We start from the raw sequence: 20648 nt of genomic DNA, 5'->3' as shown, positions 1-20648 counted from the left end.
CGTCCACCCGCAAACCGATCACTCCCTGGGCGCATCCTTGCCTTCAACGGCAAAGTCTTGCAGTATTCCCAGATGATCACGGAAAAAGCACCCATCACCGACCGAAGGCAGCGCCGAACGTTGCTGCTTGGCCTTGGCTTCCTTGTCTTCTGCGTCCTGCAACTGCTGGCTTACCAACTATGGTTGAGCTACCAGGAGCAAATCGTCGATGCCGAAACCCAAACCCGCAATTACGCGGCGATCTTCGAAATGCGACTGGACGCCACGCTGCGTCGTACCGATGCCATCCTGCAAGGATTAAGCCGTAGCCTCCCGGCGCAGGCTCTGGCCCGGCCAGTGTCAGCCAGCTACGCGGCGCAGCTGGGCGAGGCACTCGACGCGCACCTGCTACATTTCGATGAGCTGGCCGGTCTGCGGATTTTCGACCGCAACGGCGATCTGCTGAACAGCTCGAACGGACCCCATACGCTACCCGCCAATGTCGCCGATCGGGCTTACTTTCGCTCCCTGCAAAACCGACCGCAGTCCGGCCTGCTGTTCTCCGAAGTGATCATTTCGCGCGCCACCGGACGGCCCAGCTTGATCATCGCCCGTGCACTGCAGGACCCGCAGAGTGGGTTTCTTGGCATCGTCACCGCGGTGCTCGACCTGGATCGCCAGGTGGAGATCTTTCGCTCGGTCGATGTCGGCAGCAATGGCGTCATCTCGTTTCGACGCAGCGACGACCACCGACAGGTCGTGCGCTGGCCGTCGGTGCCAGGCAGGATGAACCAGGAACTCGATCCGGATCATCCGCTTCGACCACCGATGGCCCGCGGCGACAGGACGGGAACCTTGCACTTTGCCTCCCAGACCGACGGCATACAGCGGATTTACAGCTTTCACCGGCTCGAACACTACCCTTTCTATTTCATCATCGGCGTCAGCTTCGACGACGTCCTCGCTGGCTGGCGAACACGTGCACTGGTGGTGGGCGCTTGCGGTTTCCTGTTGCTCGCGCTATTCGCCGCACTGCTGCTGCGTCTGTGGCGGAGCGAAACACGCGAGGCACAGGTCGTCGCCAACCTGGTCGACAGCGAACGGCAACAACGCGACAACGGCAAGCGACTCCAGATATTCGAACGCCTGGTAGAAAACGCCGGCCAGGGCATTGGCATGACGCATCCCGACGGGACCATCACCTATGCCAACCCGGAGCTGCTCCGCTTGCTCGATCTGCCGGCGAACGCCGTGTACCACGATTATTCGTTCAATCATTTCTATACCGGAGAAAACCGCCGAAAATTACGGGAGGAAGTCCTGCCGGCAGTTCTCCAGACAGGCCAGTGGACAGGCGAGCTGGAATTGTCTTCGCTGGGCAAGCGCAGCATCCCGGCCATACACACCCTGTTTGTCGTCCACAACGCCGCCGGCGAAACGCCGATCATTGCCGTCGTGCTCGCCGACGTCTCTGAACACCGGCAGGCCGAACAGGTATCGCGGCTTCTGCTGCAGGCGGTCGAGTATAGTCCGGTGGCCATTGTCATCACCAGTCGCAATGGCGAGATCGAGTACGTCAATCCCAGCTTTACCCAGATGACGGGCTTTTCCCGGAGCGAAGCTATTGGCCAGAACACGCGCTTCCTGAAATCCGGTGAAACCCCTCCCGAGACCTATCAGCAACTGTGGCAAACCCTGCTCGAAGGTAAGGTATGGAACGGAATTCTGCACAACCGGCGTAAGAACGGCGAATTGTTCTGGGAACAGACGAGCATTTCACCGGTTTTTGGCGATCACGGCGAAGTCACCCATTACCTTGCCGTGAAGGAAGACATCAGTGATCGTCACGTCACGGAAACCCGCCTGCGTCTGCTGGCCGGAGTCTTCGAACACAGCGCCGAGGCGATCATGGTCAACGACCGCGACAACCGCATCCTGGAGGTCAACAAGGCCTTCTGTCGCCTCACCGGATATGCCGCCGATGAGGTACGCGGCGAGAACCCGCGCCGGCTATCATCAGGGCTCTCGCCTCCGGAAACGTACCGCGCCATGTGGCAGTCGATCAACAGAACCGGCCACTGGCAGGGCGAGATCTGGGACCGTCGCAAGGACGGCAGCGTCTACCCGAAATGGCTGTCGATCTCGACCATCTGCGGATCCGACGGGAATATCGAACATTATATCGGCAGCTTCGTCGATATTTCCGAACGCAAAGCGGCCGAAGAAAGGATCAGTCACCTCGCGCATTTCGATACCCTGACCGATCTGCCCAACCGCTCCAATTTGCAGGGTCGTCTTGAGCAGGCCCTGGCTGCGGCACGACGTGACAGCCAGCACCGTCCGCTGGCGGTGATGTTTCTCGATCTCGATCGTTTCAAAAATATCAACGATACCCTGGGTCACCATGTCGGCGACTCGCTGCTGCTGGAAGTTTCGAAACGGTTGATGGCGAGCGTGCGCGAAAGCGATGTGGTGGCCCGCCTGGGTGGCGACGAGTTCGTCGTCGTCCTGACCGGCGCTGACGCCATCGCCGCCGAACGAGTCGCCAGCAAAATCCTCACCACCTTGTCGCAACCCTACCACCTCGAAGGACAGAGACTGCACACCACCTCGAGCATCGGCATCGCCGTGTTCCCCGGCGATGGGGAGAGCGTCGACATCCTCATGCGCAATGCCGATGCGGCGATGTATCACGCCAAATCAGCCGGGCGCAACAACATGCAGTTTTTTACCGCGAGTATGAACCAGGCCGCCAGCGACCGGCGACAGCTGGAAGAAGATCTGCATATGGCTTTGCAGAAAAACCAGTTCATCCTGCATTACCAGCCACAGGTCGATGAGCTGCGCCGTATTGTTGCTGCCGAGGCGCTGCTGCGCTGGCAGCACCCTGAGCACGGCCTGGTCCCACCCAACCGATTCATCCCGCTTGCCGAAGATACCGGGCTGATCGTACCGATCGGGCACTGGGTGCTGGAAACCGCCTGCGCGCAACTCCGGGCCTGGTCCGTCGAGGCGCGGACACGCGATTTACAGTTGGCGGTCAATGTCAGCGCACGCCAGTTCCGCCAGGCCGATTTCGTCGAGCAACTCCGAAAGGTCATCGAATACAGCGGCGCCGACCCTCTGCGCCTGAAACTCGAACTGACCGAGAGCCTGGTGCTGGACAACGTGGCCGACACGATCGCCAAAATGGACGTCATCAAGCAGCTCGGCGTCAGCTTCTCGATGGACGACTTCGGCACCGGTTATTCGTCTCTGTCTTACCTGACCCGTTTGCCGCTCGACCAACTCAAGATCGATCGTGCCTTCGTCAACAGACTCCCCGACAACCAGAGCGATGCGGTGATCGCGCAAACCATTGTCACCATGGGAAGCAGCCTCGGTCTCAAGGTGCTGGCCGAGGGGGTCGAAAACGAGGCGCAGCGCCAGTTTCTTGAAGACCATGGCTGCCACGGCTACCAGGGATTTCTCTTCAGCCGCCCCCTGCCCGTCGATGCCTTCGAACAACTCCTGAACCAGGGTGGGCGCTGACCGGCAAGGATTCGCTCAGGCAGGCGGACCGAGCCGTGTCAGCGACCGAGGGACAGCAGCAGCTTCTTGATCGGCGTCGGCAATGCTGCGCCAGCGAGATCGTCCAGGAGCAGCCACTCGTACCCGTGTTCCCTGACCTGCAGGCTGATCACTTCGACATCGCAGCGCAGTATCTGGAGGATCAGCCTGAAATGGGTAAACGCATGCGTCATCGGCGACAGCGCCTGCGTGCCCAGCAACCGGCAACCCTGGCGCCGGGCAAAACTTGCGGCCGACTCGCTGAGCGCTTCGGGCAGGCTCAGCAAACCTCCCCAGAGACCACTCGGTGGGCGGCGTTCGAGGAACACGCGACAGCCGTCGCTGAGCAGCAGGACGCTGCTCACCCGTTCAGGTAATACTTTTCTCGGCGCTGGCGAGGGCAGTTCGGCTTGTCGGCCCTGTCGGCGAGCAATGCAGGCGGCCTGTAGCGGACAAACGTCGCAGGCAGGATGGTGACGGCGGCAAACGGTCGCCCCGAGATCCATCATCCCTTGCGTATAGGCCTCAATGTCGTTTTCCGGGAGCAGCGTTTCGGCCAACGCCCACAGCGCGCGCTCGTCCCGCGCCGCGCCACTGGCAACCCCGAAGCAACGCGCCAGCACGCGTTTGACGTTACCATCGAGAACCGTGGCTCGACGACCAAAGGCGAAAACACTGATCGCCGCCGCGGTAGAGCGACCGATTCCCGGCAATGCTGCGGTTTCGCCGGGATCGGCGGAGAACCGACCCGCACGCTCGGCAACGAGAATTTGCGCGCAGCGGTGCAGATTGCGTGCACGCGCGTAATAGCCGAGCCCGGACCACAATTCGAGAACACTCTCGAGAGAAGCTTCGGCAAGTGCTGCAAGCGTGGGAAAACGTGCGAGAAAGCGCGTGTAATAAGGAATCACGGTCGGCACCTGGGTTTGCTGCAACATGATTTCAGATAACCAGATGCGGTACGGGTCAAATGTCTGTTGCCAGGGCAGATCGTGGCGGCCATGCACCCTCTGCCAGGCAATCACCCGTATCGAGAAGCCCGGCCCGGTCGCCGGCCAGGCGTCAGCCATGGACTAAGCACACCGGTGCCACCGATGTCGGCCTCAAGGTCATGCCAGCGGTGGCCGACAAGCACCGCGGATAAACCCCTGCAGCTGTCTCGGTAAATGTCCGCGCGCGAAAACAGAAATGGCACTGCATCAGAATCGTCTCGACATATGAAAGCTGCCCGGTGATAATCATGAGTTTTGTACAGTATCCGGTGGATCAGTGGCAGCGCAGAATAATTCGGGAACTCGGGAATCATTTTACCAACGTTCGACGTTGAATCTTGACACGCCTGCACAACACATCCGGGTCGCCTGATGCGTGCCCCTCTTGACTCCTCCCCGGACAATCCGGAAGCAGCGGCGATCGACCTGCCCGGCGGGAATACCCGTCACGCACAGGCCACCAGGGATAGGGATCTGGTCTGCCGCGACTTTCGCGACGCACTCGGCAGCTTTGCCACCGGCGTCACCGTGCTGACCACACTGGCCACCGATGGCAAGCCGATCGGCCTCACCATCAGTTCCTTCAACGCCGTTTCCCTGGACCCTCCCTTGATCCTGTGGAGCCTCGCATGCGACTCCCCCCGACTCGCAGCCTTTCGTCACGCTGGCCATTACGCCGTCAATGTCCTGGCCGCCAATCAGGAAGCCATCTCGAACTGTTTCGCCAGCCGTGACGAGGATCGTTTCGATGCGCTCGTCTTCACGCCTGGGCTGGCCGGAGTACCCCTTATCGAAGGCTGCTCGGCGTGGTTTGAATGCAGTCACGAGGCGCATTATCCGGGCGGCGACCACCTTATTTTCCTGGGTCGCGTCCAGCGCTTTGCCCGTGGCCAGGCCGCCGATCCACTGATTTTCCATGCTGGCCGCTATCGACGGCTGCACAGCAATTCGGAATGTTAATGTGAAAGTCGCGCCAGCGACTCACGACTTTACCTCTCCACTTGCCGAGGGGTCGTGGAATAAGGAAATGATCATGACTTTCATGATCGAGGCCAGTGAAAGTCATGCCCGTTAACTCCAACCTTATTCGGCATTATGTCCCTTGTTTCGAGGCGATAACCTCACAATGGCAGTGGTATGAAATCCGGTTTTTCTTCTAAATTAACTGAATATCTGCAGCCTCGGCGCCACGGCTTTAAATTGACCACGCGAGCAATCGGTCATTGCACTTGACAAATAACCGACAGCCTGTTGCAATCATCCGGTTATGGTGTATAAGACGATTTTCCCAAAGGAGTAGTGTATGGCCAGTTATCAGGAACTACTCGCACAACGTGCGATCCTGGAAAAACAGATAGAAGCCGCTCGGCAGGCAGAGTTGTCGGAAGTGATCGCTCGGGTTAAGCAATTGATTGCCGAGTACGGCCTGACGGCGGCAGACCTTGGCTTCAAGATGGCAGGGGCAATGGGAATGGTTGCCGGCAAGATCCGGGTACCTGTCGCCGTCAAATACCGTGGTCCCAACGGTGAAACCTGGTCGGGTCGCGGCAAGCCACCAAACTGGCTGACCCGCCTTGAAACAGAAGAAGGACGGCACCGCGACGAGTTCCTCGTTTAAACTCCTGGTTTAATCGGGGATGGCGTAGAGCATTGCACGTCCGCCATGAACAACGGTTAAACGCTCTTGAAAGAGTCTTCCGACATTCCTGCGGCCAACTGTAAGGAAAGCGCGAGTCGGAGATCGGAGAACTTATCTGGCGGCGCTTATCGACGCGCAATGCCTGCCATGACAGCGGACCTCCGGCAACGGATCCCAGGGAATTTAGCGGATGAATATTTTGGTCACCGGAGGAACCGGTTATATCGGTTCGCATGCCTGCGTCGCATTGCTCGCCGCTGGTCACACCGTGACCGTCATCGATAATCTCTCGAACAGCCGGCGCGAAGTACTCGATCGGGTGGCAAAGATTGCCGGTCAACGACCGCTCTTCTTCCAAGGCGACGTTCGTGATCACCAGTTATTGCGGTCGATTTTTGCCGCGACGCCGATCGATGCCGTGATTCACTTCGCCGGTCTGAAGGCCGTCGGCGAGTCGGTCGCGCAGCCTTTACGGTATTATGACTGCAACGTCGGCGGCGCCATCGCGCTGTGCAAGGCGATGGCCGAGGCGGCTGTGAAAACCCTGATTTTCAGTTCTTCCGCCACGGTTTACGGCAACCCGGCTTCGGTACCGATCCGTGAAGACTTCCCCCGTTCGGCGACCAATCCCTACGGTGCCAGCAAGCTGATGATCGAGGACATCCTCGCCGATCTGGCGCACGCCGACACCGCATGGCGGATCGCCCGCCTGCGCTATTTCAATCCTGTCGGCGCGCACGAAAGCGGCCTGATTGGCGAGGAACCGAATGGTGTTCCCAATAACCTCCTGCCCTACGTCGCCCAGGTGGCCGCAGGCAAACGCCCGCAGTTGAGCGTTTTCGGCAGCGATTATCCGACCCCTGACGGCACCGGAGTACGCGATTACATTCACGTGATGGATCTCGTCGAAGGTCACCTCGCGGCACTGGACTACCTGCTCGACAAGGGCGGCCTGCTGACCGTCAATCTCGGCACCGGCTGCGGCTACTCGGTCCTCGACATGGTGCGCGCCTTCGCTGCCGCCAGCGGTCGGCCAGTGCCCTACGCACGGGTGCCGCGACGGCCGGGCGACGTGGCAACCTGCTACGCTGACCCGCAGCTCGCCGCCGACCTGCTGGGATGGCAAGCCCGCCGCGGCATCGAGCAGATGTGCGCCGATGCCTGGCGCTGGCAACAACACGCGACCGTCTGATCACCGAGCATGGCGACCTACGCAATCGGAGATGTTCAGGGCTGCTTCGAATCGCTGCTGAAACTGCTAGAAAAATGCCGTTTCGACCCCGCAGGCGACCGCCTGTGGCTGGTCGGCGACCTGGTTAACCGTGGTCCGCGCTCACTCGACACCTTGCGCTTCGTGCGCGATCTCGGCCCAGCCGCAGTCACCGTCCTCGGCAATCACGACCTCTACCTGCTAATGGTGGCCGCAGGATCCGGCAGGCGCAGCAAGGGCGATACGCTCGACGAGATCCTCAATGCCCCCGACTGTGCAGACCTGCTGGACTGGCTGCGGCATCGACTGCTGTGCCACCGCGAAGGCGAATTCTGCATGGTGCATGCCGGACTCTTGCCACAATGGACTGTCGCCCGGGCACGGGCGCTGGCCGCAGAGGTCGAGGCAGCGCTCACCGGTCCCGCTCACCAGGATTTCCTGGCCAATCTGTGGGGCAGTGAACCGGCAGCGTGGCACGAAGATCTGCAGGGCTGGCCACGCTTGCGGGTGATTGTCAACGCGATGACCCGGATGCGTTTCTGTTCGCCCGCAGGAGTCATGGAATTCAAGACCAAGGGCGAGCTGGCCGATGCCCCGCCTGGCCAACTGCCGTGGTTCGAAGTTCCCGGCAGGCTCAGCTCCGCTGACGTTCTCGTGATTGGCCATTGGTCGGCGCTTGGACTGCGGATCGAGCCCAACCTGCTGGCCCTCGATTCCGGTTGTTTCTGGGGTCGTCACCTGACCGCCGTGCGCCTGGATGACCGCGCACTGTTCCAGGTGGATTGCTCGACCTGCCAAGAAGGCGTTTGAATCCTTGCCGCCTGCCCCGCGGCGAGCCACATGCGGATCGGAACAGCAGTCCAGACAGGTGAGGTCGGCGCGCCCTCGGGCTGCTTGACATCCCGCTCGAATGGCCCACCGAGTTTCGGTCTTGATCCGGTGTCGGACCTTTTTACACCGGATCAAGAAGCAGTTCTGTAATCGGAGACAAATACCAATTACATCAAGTCGTTATATTAACAAGCATGGAATTTGCTTTGTTTGCTGAGGGGAAACAGTCCCTTAAACCGCCCCTTAATGTGGAAGTCGCGTTAGCCACTCACCAACCTCTCTTGCCAAAATGGGGAAAACACTTCGGAGAAAGTCACTTATATAAAGGAGCACAACATGTTCCGCAGATTCCAGGTTTTGCTCGGCCACATGGCCGTTTTTGTCTTCGGTCTGTTGCCGGTTTCCCAGGCCATCGCAGCGGATTGGATGATCAACGAAGACTACTACCAAACCGATACCCGCGCAGCCACCGATTTCGAGTTTTTACTTGCCGGTGACGTCGCAGCCCGGATTACCGGTGGCGGACAGACCTCCGTCACCAACGCCTTCACCGACCCTACTCGCAGCACCAGCCTGCAACCGGGCTTCAACAACACCATCGTTCGCTTCGCCGGTTCCAACGCGATTCCCAATTCACCGACGACGAAACGGCACTTCGGCATCTACGGCACGGGCAGCAAGCCAACGGTGCTGACCAAGGCCTGGTCATTCCCCACGGCTCCGTTTCGCGTCCCGGTACCCAAATCCAACTTCGACTTTGCCTACGATCCGCTGAACGACGCCCTGCGGATTACGCTGGAGAATACCAGCCCATACACGGTAACTTTCCAGAACGTGGGCTACACGATCAGCTCCATCGAGTACCCCATCGACCAACTGACGGCCAGTGGTCTGCCATTGTCGGTTTTTCAACCACTCACTGGATTCGACCACGAGTACCGGCCGGGCGAATTCAGTTCGATGCTGATCGCCCACGTTCCTCTCGAATCGTTCGCCGTCACCCATGCCACGGTTTTCTTCTCGGGCGACTCCAGCGGCATGGATTATCAAGCGACTGGCGATGAATGGGCCCAGGTTCGCGTCGCCGCCGCAGTTCCCGAACCGGGCGCCCTGTTTCTTGTGCTGATCGGCCTGGCATGCGTTGTCGGCTTCTCCCGTCGCCGATTCAATGGACTACTCGTCCGCAACAACTCGGGCAAAGCCGCTGGCGCCTGGCTGCTGCTTGGCGTCGGCATGCTGCAAACGGGAAGTGCCGCGGCCGACGTGTTTGTCGTGCCCCTGGCCGCGCCACCTACCGCGGGTGATACGCGTCCCTTCATCGACCTGAAGGCCAAGGATACTGCCGGCAATGACATCACCATCAAGACCCTGATTGACGGCGGCTCGACCAGTTCCGAGTTGAAAGTCACTGCCGCGGTCGGAACCCAGTTGGGCGTCAGCGGAGGAACTCCGGGAGCCGAGCGCGGGATTAACGGAGTAACGCCGACCACCACCGGAGCAAGCATTCCGGCCGGCGCCGGCGTCGGCTTCAGCAGTGCACCCGTCACCCCCGGGGGTCAGGCAGCGAGCTCGCCCCCCCTGCCCGCCACGGCCAGCGTGGGAACTCTCCCGCCCGGGCGGCAAGCCACCCTGGGTAGCGGCTATCTGGAAGCCAACTTCGACAGCAGCGGGCGACTGGATGGCTACTACTTTTTCGTGGCCAAGGGTCAGGGGGCGACGGGCGGTGTGGCAACGGCCAACGCCATCGCCAGCTTCCTGGCTTTTTCCGGGCCGGTAGCCACCAATCCCGATGGCCGTCCCAAAGGCACAAAATCCGAGGAGGTCACGCCCTTTCGCCACCCCGTGCCGCTGGGCGAGGAGGCAATCGATGGCGGCTTCCGGCTGGGCGTCGATATCAGCAGCGTTTTCTCTACGCAATCCGACATCCCCTTCATTCTCAAGAGCGGCTTTTCAAACACGATCATTTCTTCCCCACTGGCTTTGCTGTTGGGATTGAATCCGGGCACCCTGCCGACAGCACAGGTCGAGACGAACTTTGGCACGATGGCCGTGGGGATGGCCCAACTCCAGCTCGACCTGTTCAGCGACCCGAGCTTCCCGAGCTTCACGGTCCCGGTAGGCATCGCCTTGAACTCCGCCGACAATCCATTCGACGACAACGTGCTGGGCAGCGATGTGCTGGGTCTGCTGGCTTATTGGGACATTGATCAGACCAACCCGAGTGCGCCCATGTTTTCTGCCGCCGCCAGCCTCACGCCCGTTCCCGAGCCGGCTACGGCGGCGCTGATCAGCGTACCAATGCTTTTCTGCCTGCTGGCCGGCGCCTGGACACGCTGCAATCGGATCCGCACAACACGCGCTCGCCGCCCCTGGAAGTAAGGCGTGCACGGCAGATCCGGCGCCGGGTCAGGCCCGCCTGCTGGAATTCCTGGCGAAGAAATTCTGTCGTGTGAAAGTCCCCGTCAGCGACTCGCGAATCTTTCCTCCCCCACTCGCGATGGAGGGGTCGGGGGTCGAGACGGGGGGATGCACTGAGCATGCGCCATGCCCATCGAGCGATGCCGGCGTCCCAGCCGGAATGCGCCCGGCAAGGGAGGGAAACGGTCATGACTTCCCTGATCGGGGGCTGGAAAAGTCATGGCCGTTAGCGCAGCCGCACCGGGTGATCGAGAGCAGTTGCCGGCGGCAGGCCGGCTTGTCGTGATCAGCAGGGAAGTTTCAGTACGTGGCAATCTGCCGGAATCCGTCCATCGAACCGATTTCGGCGGCATTGCCCTCGTTGCAGAGAACGCGGTCGACCCTGGCCATCGATGGTCCGCGCTGTGCCCAGAGCAGCAGCGCGTCAAGCGCCTCGGCCGGACCACGGACCAGCGCTTCGACGCTGCCGTCGCGACGATTGCGGACCCAGCCGGAGAGGCCGAGTCGTTCGGCCTCGGCGCACAGCGACCAGCGGTAGCCGACACCCTGGACCCGGCCATGTATACGCAGGTTTCGGCAGATGGTCTGACTCATCTTTCGACTCCAAAATGCTGAAACTGGGGACTGGGGCCGTGCGGCCGCAGCCAATACTGGCATAATCGTCGTCCATGAAAAGAAGAATAGCAAGGGGAGCGGCATCGCTTTCCTGGGCTCTTGTCCGGCGATGCTGAAGACGCTGTTGCTGCTGCCGCTTTTGGGTGCCGCGCTGTTGTCGCTGCTACCGAGCCGCCGCTTCGATCTGCTGCGCCATCTGGCGAGCGCCATCGCTGCCGCGACGATGTTCTGTGCCGGCCTGTTGCTGCTCGACTTCGACCCTGCCAGTGCGGATATCCAGTTTTTTGAAACCCGGCCGTGGAATCCGCGCGTCGGCTCGCATTTCGCGCTCGGGGTGGACGGTATCTCGCTGCCGATGGTGCTGCTCGCGACGGTCCTCTGTTTCGTCGCAATCTTCTCCTCGACCAGCATCCGCAGCGGCGCCAAACTTTATTTTTCGCTGTTGCTGATCCTTGAGACCTCGCTGCTGATCGTGTTTACGGCGCGCGACTGGTCGCTGTTCTACGTCTGCTGGGAGTTGACCCTGATCCCGCTGTTCTTCCTGATCGACCGCCTGGGAGGCGTCAACCGTCATCGGGCAGCGCTCAATTTTGTCCTGTATACGCTGGGGGGGTCGGTATTCATGCTGATCGCGCTGCTGTTGCTCTACGATGTCGCCCCCGGCCACAGCTTCGCGATGGTCGATTTGGCCGCCGGTGGCGCGCAGTTGCCGGTGCGTACGCAGATTCTGGTCTTTCTCGGGCTGCTGCTCGGTTTCGGGGTGAAGATGCCGATCGTTCCGCTGCATGGCTGGTTACCGCTGGCACACGTCGAGGCACCGAGTCCGATCTCGATTCTGCTCTCCGGAATCCTGCTGAAAATGGGCGCCTACGGGCTGATCCGTGCGGCCGCAACCTTGCCGGCAGCAGCACTGGCGCTGCAGGACTGGCTGGCACTGCTGGCACTGGTCAGTCTGATCTACGGTGCGGTATTGGCCTGGCGGCAAACCGACCTGAAAGCAATGATCGCCTACTCGTCGATCTCGCATATGGGGGTCGTCCTGCTCGGCATCGCCGCTCTCAACCCGGTTGGACTCAGCGGTGCGCTGACCCAGATGGTCGCGCATGGACTGACTGCCGGGCTGCTGTTCCTGCTCATCGGTCTGCTCTACGAGCGCACGCACAGCCGTGATCTGGCGACTTACGGTTCGCTCAACCGCTGCGCACCGCGCTTCGCCGTATGGATCGTGTTCACGCTGCTGGCCTCGGTCGGCCTGCCCGGCAGCGCCGGTTTCATCGCCGAACTGCAGGTACTGATCGGCGCTTATGGCCGCTGGGGGGGCTGGCTGGTCCTGCTGTCGATCGCGGTGCTGATTTCCGCGGCCTACGCCTTGCGCGCCATTCGCTGCCTGTCAACCGGACCCGAGCGGCCTTTCGGTGCGGCGTTGGCCGGGGTGGCGCATGTCGCCGACCTCGATCGCAAGGAATGCGCGGCCGCCTGGCTGCTGGCCGGCGGCATCGTCTGGATTGGCATCCTGCCGGCACCGCTGCTGCGCCTGATGGCCACTTCGCTGAGCAGGCTGGCCATCCCCTTCGGCGCCTGAGTGAGTTCGCGCATGCCGTCCCCCGTCTCGCCGAAAATTGCCGCAACCATACCCGGCTTGCAGCGCATACAGGCCGACCTACGGCAACTCGCGCACCTGCTGCCGGCACAGGCCCCCTTGCGCGACTTCGTTCATCACAATACCCTGCACGCCTTCCAGGATCTGCCGTTCGCCGAGGCGCTCGGTGAGGCTACCCGCCTGACCGGCGCACGTCCCTGGCTCGACGAGGGCCGCTGCCGGAAACTGTTCCAGGAAGGGCGGGTGAACGCGAACGATCTTGCCGCCGCCTTGCGGCAATTGCCCGACATCCGGGCCGACGAGTGGCTGCCCGATGATGCGCTGACCGGCTTACGTCGCGGCGAGATCCTGCAGGCGGTACTGCTGCAGCCGGCGGAAACCATTTCACCGACCCGCCTGCGCTGGCAAATCGAGGAAAAATCGGCATGCAAGCGCCTGCAAGCGGATCTCGATCCGCTCGTGCGGCAGCAGCTGCTGGACGCCGCCGCTGTGGACGGCCACGATGAGGCCGCGGCCGTCACCGACCTCTGGGCAGCGGCATGCGCCTTGCACGGGCCGACCGCCCGGCCCGCCGTCGCCTGCACCGAGCCCTTGGCGGTCACTGCTGCGGCGATCTGGCAGGAACTGCTCGACCGTCTCGGCTACGAATGGACGCTTGGCGCATTGCTCGCCCATTTGACCGGTGAGGATATCCGACCGGGACTGCAGGCGGCCTTGATCCGCCATCTTGCGGCACACCTTGATCACGGCCTGGCCGCCTGGAGGAATCCGGCGCGAGCGCAGGGCTTTTATATGGCATGGCGACAGAGTACCGGCAGCGACTGGACCTGGGAACTCGACGAATTCGCCGGCGCTCGCCAGGACATCGAGCAGCTCGCCGACGATCCGCTGCAGGTGATCGCCAATGAACTGCAATCGTTGGGCATCGATGATTCGCGCTACAGCGCCTATCTGCAGCGACTGGCAATGGAATTGCCGGGCTGGGCCGGCATGTATCACTGGCATGAAGCGCAGGCCGGGGCCGGTGATCCGCCGGTCAGCCTGACTGATTTTCTCGCCGTGCGCGTGGTGCTCGAACGCATCCATGCCGAGCAGTGGCTGCGCCGCATCTGGGGCCTGCGGCTCGACGAACTCGGCGGCTACTTCATCGATCATCCGGACGAGCTGGCGGTCAGACACGCGGCCGGCAATCGCCAGTTGCCGGACGACCTGCTCCACCAGGTGCGGCCGCATCTGACGGCCGAGGCAGCGCATGGCGACTGGCCGCATTTTGCCCGCCGCCTGATGGAGACGCGCATCGCCGACGCCGCAGCGACGACCGACACCGAAACACTGGCCGCCTGGCCACTGTTCGTCCTGGCACAAAGACTGGGACTGACTGGTCGCAGGCTGCGCGAAATTGGCCGATCCGGTGTGGAGGCCTTGCTGTGTTGCGCCGCTTCCCTGACTGACGACCAGCGCGGACTGCTCTGGCTGCTGGCCTACGAACATCACTATCGGCAACAAATCTTTGCAGCCTTGCACGCCAATCATGGCCGCGCTTCGTCGCTGGCCGGCAAAGCCCAGGCGCAGTGGGTTTTCTGCATGGATGACCGCGAAGAGGGCAGTCGCCGCCACCTCGAAGAGGTCAACCCGGCTTTTGAAACCTTTGGTGCCGCCGGTTTCTTCGGTACCCCGATCTTCTGGCAGGGCCTCGACGACGAGGCGCCGACAGCCCTATGTCCGATAGTCGTACGCCCGACGAATAGCGTGCGCGAGACTCTGCCACCTGGTGCCGAAGCGGCGTACCGGCGGCATCAGCAGCGCCGCCAGCTACGCCTGGCATGGCGCGAACGCCTGCATCAGGGCAGCCGGCGCGGCTGGCTGCAGGCTGCGCTGCTGAGCGTTGCTGCCGCACCCTGGGCCTTGCTCGCGCTACTGGCGCGGACGCTGGCGCCGGGACGTGTCGGAAAACTGCTTGAGCGCACTCGCGACCGCTTCGACAAGCCGCTGCCGGGCGCGCTGGAATTGACCGCGGCTCCCGGCGAAGCCGAACGGGTCGCCAGCAGTGACGCGCCACGAATCGGCTTCAGCGAAGAAGAGCAGGTGACCCGCGTCGGTGCTTTCCTGCGCAGCATCGGCCTGACAAGCCACTTCGCACCGCTGGTGCTGATCGTCGGCCATGGTTCGGACAGCCGCAACAACCCGCATCTCGCTGCCTACGATTGCGGCGCCTGTTCCGGCCGCCACGGCGGACCGAATGCACGCGTGTTTGCGGCCATGGCCAATCGGCCAGCGCTGCGTGCACAACTCGCACGGCAGGGGATCGTCATCCCGGAGACGACGCACTTCATCGGTGCCGAACACAACACTTGCGACGAGAGCTTCGTCTGGTACGACCTTGAGCAACTGCCGGCCAGTCATCGAGAGGCCTTTGCCACGCTGCGCAGCGACGGTCAGGAAGCGGCTAGCCGCCATGCCGTCGAGCGTTGCCGTCGTTTTGCATCGGCGCCGCTCGACCCCTCGCCGCAGCAGGCGCAGGCACACCTGGCAAACCGGCGCCAGGACATCGCGCAGGCGCGGCCCGAACTTGGGCATGCGACCGTGGCGGCGGCTTTCATCGGCCGCCGCACGATGAGCCGCGGCGCATTTTTCGATCGACGGGTGTTCCTGATTTCCTACGATCCACTGCCGGATGCCGACGGGCGCGTGCTCGAAGCGACACTGCTAGCGGCTGGCCCGGTCGGAGCCGGGATCAACCTCGAGTATTACTTTTCGACCGTCAATAACGAAGGCTATGGCTGCGGCAGCAAGATCATGCATAACCTGACCGGGCTGTTCGGGATCATGCAGGGAGCCACTTCCGACCTGCGCACCGGCCTGCCGCTGCAGATGGTCGAGATCCATGAACCGATGCGACTGCTGGTGATCGTCGAACAGACGCTGGAAATCATCAGCGCGATCTACCAGCGACAGCCCCCCCTGCAGGAATTGATCGGCAAGGACTGGATCGTTCTCGCCGCCAAACACCCACAGACGGGAGCCATCCATCTCTTCGCGCCGGCGACCGGCTGGCAGCCCTGGAGTCCCCAGGCACCTGGCCAGCCGGCGCCGGACGTGCCCGAGGCCGAGCGTTCGTCCGACTGGTTCGCCGGCCAGCGCGAACCCTTGCCGCCAGCCTTGCTGCGGCGCCCGGTGGTGACGGCATGAGCACACCCGATGGACTGTTCAACCTGTTGGCCCTGGCCAGCCACCTGTTCTGGCTGGTGCCGCTGTTGCCGCTGCTGTCAGCCGCGTTGATCGCCATTCTTTTGCTCTTGCGCCGCGGCGCTGGCGATGCCGGCGAGCCGCTGACGGCCGCCATCGCCGGCACGGCCGCGCTCGCTGCGCTGCTGCTCCTGCTGGTTTTCGATCTGCTGGCCATCGGCGGCACCCTGCCGGAACTTCTGGAGTCCGGCGAATGGCTGCGTATCGGCACAGTAGCGATTCGCCTGTCCTTCGTGGCCGACGCCTACAGCCTGCCGGCGGCGACGCTGGTTGCCCTGATCACCTGGATTGCATTACGTTTTTCGGCCACCTATCTGCACCGGGAGGTCGCTTTCCCGCGCTTCTTTCTCGGCATGAGCCTGTTCCTTGCCGGCATCCTGCTGATCGTCCTGGCCGGCAATGCGGTGCTGACCTTCGTCGGCTGGGAACTCGCCGGTTTCAGTTCCTGGCTGCTCATCGCTTACGCTTGGGAACGACCGGTCGCGACCGGCAACGCCTTGTTCGTCTTCCTCTGCAACCGTATCGGCGATGCCGGTTTCATGCTCGGGATCGCCCTCGCCACATGGTCGGCGGGCAGCCTCGAGTGGGCCAGACTGACCGGTGACAGCGGCCTGGCCCAAGTCACGGCGCGCCTGCTGGCGTTCGGTTTCGTTCTGGCGGCGCTGGTCAAATCGGCGCAATTGCCGTTTACGCCATGGATCGCGCGTGCGCTCGAAGGCCCGACGCCGTCTTCGGCAATCTTCTACGGTTCGCTGATGGTGCACGCCGGCGTCTATCTGCTCTGCCGCCTGCAAGGTCTGCTCGTACAGGTGCCCGACCTGCTGGCACTGCTGGCAGTCGTCGGTCTGGCGACCGCTGCGTACGGCGCGCTCTGCGCGCTGGTGCAGAGCGATGTCAAGTCGGCGCTGGTATTCTCGACCGTAACCCAGGTCGGTCTGATGGTCTGCTGCTGCGGTCTCGGACTGTTCTGGCTGGCCGCCTGCCACGCGGGCCTGCATGCCGCCTGGCGCGCGTATCAGTTTCTGCTCGCGCCGGCGTACATGCATCTGGTAGGCCAGCCGGCGCCACCGGTGCCACCCTGGCTGGCCAGGCAACGATGGGGGTACACCGCGGCGCTACAGCGTTTCTGGATCGAGCCTCTGGCCAACAGCCTGCTGACGCGTCCAACGCTGGCGCTCGGCAGGGACGTGCGGGCGCTCGACGAGCGTTTCATCGACCCGCTCGTCGGTGCGCCCCGCGACGATAAACGCTCTGACACCTGTGACGCGGCCGACGAACTGATCCGTGGTCATGGCTTGGCCGGTCACGCGTTGTTCAACTTCGCGAACCGCCTGCAGCGCCTGGAAAGCGCTCTGCTGCTCAGCGGCGAAGGAGCGATGGAGAAATCCCTGCGACGCGCCGCACACTACGCGGATGCCATCGAGTCGTTGCTCGAACAACCGCGCTATCTGATGTTGATGGTCATGGCAACTTTCGTGGTGATCCTGTGAGTGAAATTCTCTGGGCCGCGCAGGCCGGCTACCCGCCGCTGGCGTCGCTCCAATGGTTGCCGCTGGCAGCGGCCCTGCTGCTGCTGATCATGCGCGAGGCCGACCTGGCGCTGGTCATCGGCCGTATCTTTACGGTAGCAGAACTGGTCGTAGCGATTGACCTGTACGCCCGCATTGACGTGTCGACCAGCGTCCTGCAGTTCGCCGAGCGCGTCGATGTGTTCGCTTACCACGCTGCGGTCGACGGGGTGAGTGTGCTGTTCATCCTGCTCACGGCGCTGCTCGGCGTACTGCTCTCTTTCTACGGCATGGCCCGCCAGCAGATCTCGCCGGTACAGCTCCTGAGCGTGCTGTTGCTGATCGAATCGTCGCAGATGACCATGCTCACGACGATGAACCTGTTGTGGTTTGCCGGCGCTTCGGCGGTACAACTGGCGCTGGTCGGCTACCTGCTCTGGCGCTGGGCTTCGGCCCGAGAGGAAAACCTGGCTCTGTCACGCTTCCTGCAGTATCAGCTCTTCGGCTGGTGCCTGTTCATGGCCGGCTCCATCGTCCTGGTCTGGAGCCACGCCGACGTCCTTGGCGGCTACTGGAGTTTCGATCTCTTCGAATTGCTGGAAACGCCACAGATCGGCAAATACCAGTCGGCGGCCTTCTATCTGCTGTTTTATGGCCTGGCGGTACGCACCCCGCTGTTCCCCCTGCATGGCTGGCTCCCCAACTCGGCTGGCTACGGCCTGATCGCCGTGGGTCCGGTGCTGCTGCTCGGGGTCAAGGTCGGCATCTACGGCATGGCCCGCTTCCTGCTACCGCTGACCGCCGAAGCGGTGATGATATGGCAACCCTATGTCGTGGCTTTCGCCATGGTCGGTGTCTTCTTTGCCGCGAGCATGGCTTTCCGGCAGGCTAATCTGCGACGGTTGATGGCCTTTGCGGTCGTCAGCCATACCAGTCTGATCGTGATTGGCCTGTTTACACTGCATCCGGCCGGCCTGCAGGGCGCGCTGCTGCTGGCCGTCAACTTCGGTCTGGCGATTACGGTGATGCTGTTGATGGTCGGTTACGTGTACCGCCGTACCGGCACCACACATCTCGATCGGCTCGGCGGTCTCTTCGATCGCGTTCCCTTCATCGCCCTTGCCTTCCTGATCGGCGGCCTGGCGCTGCTCGGCATGCCCGGAACGCCCGGGTTCGACGCCGTGCACCTGGTTCTGGAAGCATCGATCGAGACCTTTGGCGCCTTGCCGACCATCGCCACGGCACTCGGCAACGTCGCTGCCGCCGGTTTCCTGCTGTGGGCTTTCCAGCGCGCCTTTCTCGCGCCGCGACCCAGGGATTTGCCGGCAGCCCGCATCGCTCGCACCGGCAAGATGGAGTATTTCGTCGGCGGCGCCACCCTGCTGGTGCTGCTGGCAGCCGGTTTCTACCCCGAGCCCTGGCTGCAGTTGACCGACACGGCAACGCAGGCGCTGTCGGCCCATTTCCACCATGATTGAACTAGCGTCCTGGCCGCTGCTGAGTACGCTGCTGTCGATGCCGCTGCTTGGCGCGCTGTTGGCCTCGCTGTGGCCGCGCAAGGTTGGTGCGCAGTGGATTGCGCTCGGCAGCGCGGTGCTGACGCTGCTCTGCTCGCTGCTGATCGTCGCCGCCTTCGATACCCAGGACTCCGACTTCCAGTTGCTGGATTCGGTGAGCTGGATCCCGGGAGTCAACATCCACTATCTGGTCGGCGTCGATGGCCTCTCGCTGCTCTTTCTGCCGGCGACGGCGCTGCTCTTCTGCGGTGCGGTGGTCGCCGGCTGGCGGCGGCATGCGCCGGCTGCGGACGCCGCCCCCCCCGGCGTGTACTTCGCCCTGCTGCTGCTGCTCGAAGCCGCCACCCTCGGGGTCTTCTGCGCACTCGACAGCATCCTGTTCTTCTGCTTCTGGGAGTTCACGCTGCTGCCGCTGTACTTCCTGGTCAGCCTGTGGGGCCTGGGCGCCGGCCGCCAGGCGGCCGCCGTACGTTATTTTCTGGTCATGCTCGCGGGCGGCGTGCCGCTGCTGTTTGGCATCCTGGTGCTGGCTTTCGGGCATGCCGAACTGAGCGGCGTGCTGCACTTCGATCTGCCAACGCTGCTGGGGACAGCGCTGCCTGAGCGGACCCAGTATCTGGTGTTCCTGCTGCTGCTCGCCGGTTTTGGCGTCAAGGTGCCGCTGCTACCGCTACATACCTGGCTACCCGCACTGGCGATGGGTGCGCCGGCGGCGGTGACGGCCGTGCTGGTCGGGCTCAAACTTGGCGCCTACGGGCTGATCCGCTTCGCCATTCCGCTGGCACCGCTCGCGGCGCGCGAGCTGCACTGGCTGCTCGCCGGTTGCGGTACCGTGGCCATCCTCTACGGTAGCGTTGCGGCGCTGGCGCAGAGCAATCTGCGCGCCGTACTGGCGTACGCGAGCCTGTCGCATGTCGGGTTGGTCGTGCTGGGGCTGGCATCGTTCTCTGTTTCGGCGCTGCAGGGAGCGCTACTGCAACTACTGAACTTCAGTGTCGCCGCCGGCGGCGGCTTCCTGGTCCTTGCTTTCCTGCAGCGCCGGAGCGACTCGACCGACATCAGCCAGCTCGGTGGCGTGATCCACCGCATGCCACTCCTGTCCGGTTTCTTCCTGCTCTTCGGACTGGCCGGCATCGGTCTGCCGGGGACCAGTGGCTTCCCCGGTGAACTGCTGATCATCGTCGAAACGCTGCACAGCCATACCGGCGCCGGCCTCGCCGCGCTGTTCGCCATGGTGCTCGCTGCCGCAGCCTTCCTGTCTCCGTTTCGGCAAGCCTTTCTCGGTCCCTTGCGCAATCCCGACCTCGCCACCGCCGATGACCTGCTGCCGCGCGAGCTGGTCTTGCTGCTCTTGCCAACCCTGTTGATTCTGGCGGTCGGTTTCTATCCGCTGCCGATCCTCGAACTGCTGCGACCGAGCGCCGAGGCCTGGGTGGCGGCGCTCGCCGGACTGTAGGCGGTTCGATCCGTCGCGCGTGCATTCGGCCAAAACTCAGCGGCAACTCAGAAATAGAGGCTTGCGTGTTCAAAGGGAGCATGACCGT

General features: G+C 62.8%; 13 protein-coding genes. 11 read left to right on the top strand and 2 right to left on the bottom strand.

Translation table 11 applies throughout. The features are described from left to right. Positions 1-72 precede the first annotated feature (72 nt). Positions 73-3510, top strand: a complete 3438-nt coding sequence (locus AW06_RS20055; protein WP_273704465.1) for an EAL domain-containing protein — start codon at positions 73-75, stop codon at positions 3508-3510. A 38-nt stretch (positions 3511-3548) separates the two neighbouring features. On the opposite strand, the gene mutY is transcribed toward AW06_RS20055, so the two are convergent. Then, positions 3549-4598: an A/G-specific adenine glycosylase gene (mutY, locus tag AW06_RS06860; protein WP_034947631.1), complete on the bottom strand. Its 1050-nt coding sequence runs from the start codon at positions 4596-4598 to the stop codon at positions 3549-3551. Positions 4599-4892: 294 nt separating this feature from the next. Between mutY and AW06_RS06855 the strand changes: the two genes are divergently transcribed. The 5 genes from AW06_RS06855 to AW06_RS06835 all read left to right on the top strand — a co-directional run bounded on the left by AW06_RS06855 (position 4893) and on the right by AW06_RS06835 (position 10579). Then, positions 4893-5480, top strand: coding sequence for a flavin reductase family protein (locus AW06_RS06855; RefSeq protein WP_273704464.1), 588 nt, complete (start codon positions 4893-4895; stop codon positions 5478-5480). Positions 5481-5823: 343 nt separating this feature from the next. Further along, positions 5824-6138: an H-NS histone family protein gene (locus AW06_RS06850; protein WP_034947627.1), complete on the top strand. Its 315-nt coding sequence runs from the start codon at positions 5824-5826 to the stop codon at positions 6136-6138. Positions 6139-6349: 211 nt separating this feature from the next. Beyond that, positions 6350-7351, top strand: coding sequence for a UDP-glucose 4-epimerase GalE (gene galE, locus AW06_RS06845; protein WP_034947624.1), 1002 nt, complete (start codon positions 6350-6352; stop codon positions 7349-7351). A 9-nt stretch (positions 7352-7360) separates the two neighbouring features. After that, positions 7361-8179: a symmetrical bis(5'-nucleosyl)-tetraphosphatase gene (locus tag AW06_RS06840; RefSeq protein WP_034947621.1), complete on the top strand. Its 819-nt coding sequence runs from the start codon at positions 7361-7363 to the stop codon at positions 8177-8179. Positions 8180-8536: 357 nt separating this feature from the next. Continuing rightward, on the top strand, positions 8537-10579 hold the full coding sequence (locus AW06_RS06835) for a PEP-CTERM sorting domain-containing protein (RefSeq protein ID WP_034947619.1): 2043 nt from the start codon (positions 8537-8539) through the stop codon (positions 10577-10579). Positions 10580-10918: 339 nt separating this feature from the next. Here AW06_RS06835 and AW06_RS06830 read toward each other — a convergent pair whose 3' ends face one another. Further along, positions 10919-11212 carry an acylphosphatase gene (locus AW06_RS06830; protein ID WP_034947616.1) on the bottom strand — a complete coding sequence of 98 codons (294 nt, stop codon included), beginning with the start codon at positions 11210-11212 and terminating at the stop codon, positions 10919-10921. Between the two features lie 130 nt (positions 11213-11342). On the opposite strand from AW06_RS06830, the gene AW06_RS06825 reads away from it, so the two are divergent. Genes AW06_RS06825 through AW06_RS06805 form a run of 5 tightly spaced genes read left to right on the top strand, consistent with a single transcriptional unit; the run spans position 11343 to position 20560 of the window. Beyond that, positions 11343-12815: an NADH-quinone oxidoreductase subunit M gene (locus AW06_RS06825; protein ID WP_034947613.1), complete on the top strand. Its 1473-nt coding sequence runs from the start codon at positions 11343-11345 to the stop codon at positions 12813-12815. Between the two features lie 12 nt (positions 12816-12827). Beyond that, positions 12828-16022, top strand: coding sequence for a DUF2309 domain-containing protein (locus tag AW06_RS06820; protein ID WP_273704463.1), 3195 nt, complete (start codon positions 12828-12830; stop codon positions 16020-16022). Next, positions 16019-17569: a proton-conducting transporter membrane subunit gene (locus AW06_RS06815; protein WP_273704462.1), complete on the top strand. Its 1551-nt coding sequence runs from the start codon at positions 16019-16021 to the stop codon at positions 17567-17569. The genes AW06_RS06820 and AW06_RS06815 overlap by 4 nt, the downstream gene beginning before the upstream one ends. Continuing rightward, a complete protein-coding gene (locus AW06_RS06810) occupies positions 17566-19065 on the top strand; it encodes an NADH-quinone oxidoreductase subunit M (protein WP_034947610.1) in 1500 nt (499 codons plus the stop codon). The genes AW06_RS06815 and AW06_RS06810 overlap by 4 nt, the downstream gene beginning before the upstream one ends. Beyond that, positions 19058-20560 carry an NADH-quinone oxidoreductase subunit M gene (locus tag AW06_RS06805; protein ID WP_034947607.1) on the top strand — a complete coding sequence of 501 codons (1503 nt, stop codon included), beginning with the start codon at positions 19058-19060 and terminating at the stop codon, positions 20558-20560. The genes AW06_RS06810 and AW06_RS06805 overlap by 8 nt, the downstream gene beginning before the upstream one ends. Positions 20561-20648: the final 88 nt, after the last annotated feature.

Origin of the sequence: Candidatus Accumulibacter cognatus (assembly GCF_000584975.1) — a bacterium.
GTDB classification, from domain to species: domain Bacteria; phylum Pseudomonadota; class Gammaproteobacteria; order Burkholderiales; family Rhodocyclaceae; genus Accumulibacter; species Accumulibacter cognatus.
This window is presented reverse-complemented; position numbering and strand designations above follow the sequence as displayed.

Excerpts from the sequence above, each read along its gene's own strand:
- AW06_RS06825 (WP_034947613.1), top strand. The coding sequence starts at position 11,343 with ATGCTGAAGACGCTGTTGCTGCTGCCGCTTTTGGGTGCCGCGCTGTTG.
- AW06_RS06815 (WP_273704462.1), top strand. The coding sequence starts at position 16,019 with ATGAGCACACCCGATGGACTGTTCAACCTGTTGGCCCTGGCCAGCCAC.
- galE (WP_034947624.1), top strand. The coding sequence starts at position 6,350 with ATGAATATTTTGGTCACCGGAGGAACCGGTTATATCGGTTCGCATGCC.
- AW06_RS06835 (WP_034947619.1), top strand. The coding sequence starts at position 8,537 with ATGTTCCGCAGATTCCAGGTTTTGCTCGGCCACATGGCCGTTTTTGTC.
- AW06_RS06855 (WP_273704464.1), top strand. The coding sequence starts at position 4,893 with ATGCGTGCCCCTCTTGACTCCTCCCCGGACAATCCGGAAGCAGCGGCG.
- AW06_RS06850 (WP_034947627.1), top strand. The coding sequence starts at position 5,824 with ATGGCCAGTTATCAGGAACTACTCGCACAACGTGCGATCCTGGAAAAA.
- AW06_RS06820 (WP_273704463.1), top strand. The coding sequence starts at position 12,828 with ATGCCGTCCCCCGTCTCGCCGAAAATTGCCGCAACCATACCCGGCTTG.
- AW06_RS06840 (WP_034947621.1), top strand. The coding sequence starts at position 7,361 with ATGGCGACCTACGCAATCGGAGATGTTCAGGGCTGCTTCGAATCGCTG.
- AW06_RS06805 (WP_034947607.1), top strand. The coding sequence starts at position 19,058 with ATGATTGAACTAGCGTCCTGGCCGCTGCTGAGTACGCTGCTGTCGATG.
- mutY (WP_034947631.1), bottom strand. The coding sequence starts at position 4,598 with ATGGCTGACGCCTGGCCGGCGACCGGGCCGGGCTTCTCGATACGGGTG.
- AW06_RS20055 (WP_273704465.1), top strand. The coding sequence starts at position 73 with ATGATCACGGAAAAAGCACCCATCACCGACCGAAGGCAGCGCCGAACG.
- AW06_RS06830 (WP_034947616.1), bottom strand. The coding sequence starts at position 11,212 with ATGAGTCAGACCATCTGCCGAAACCTGCGTATACATGGCCGGGTCCAG.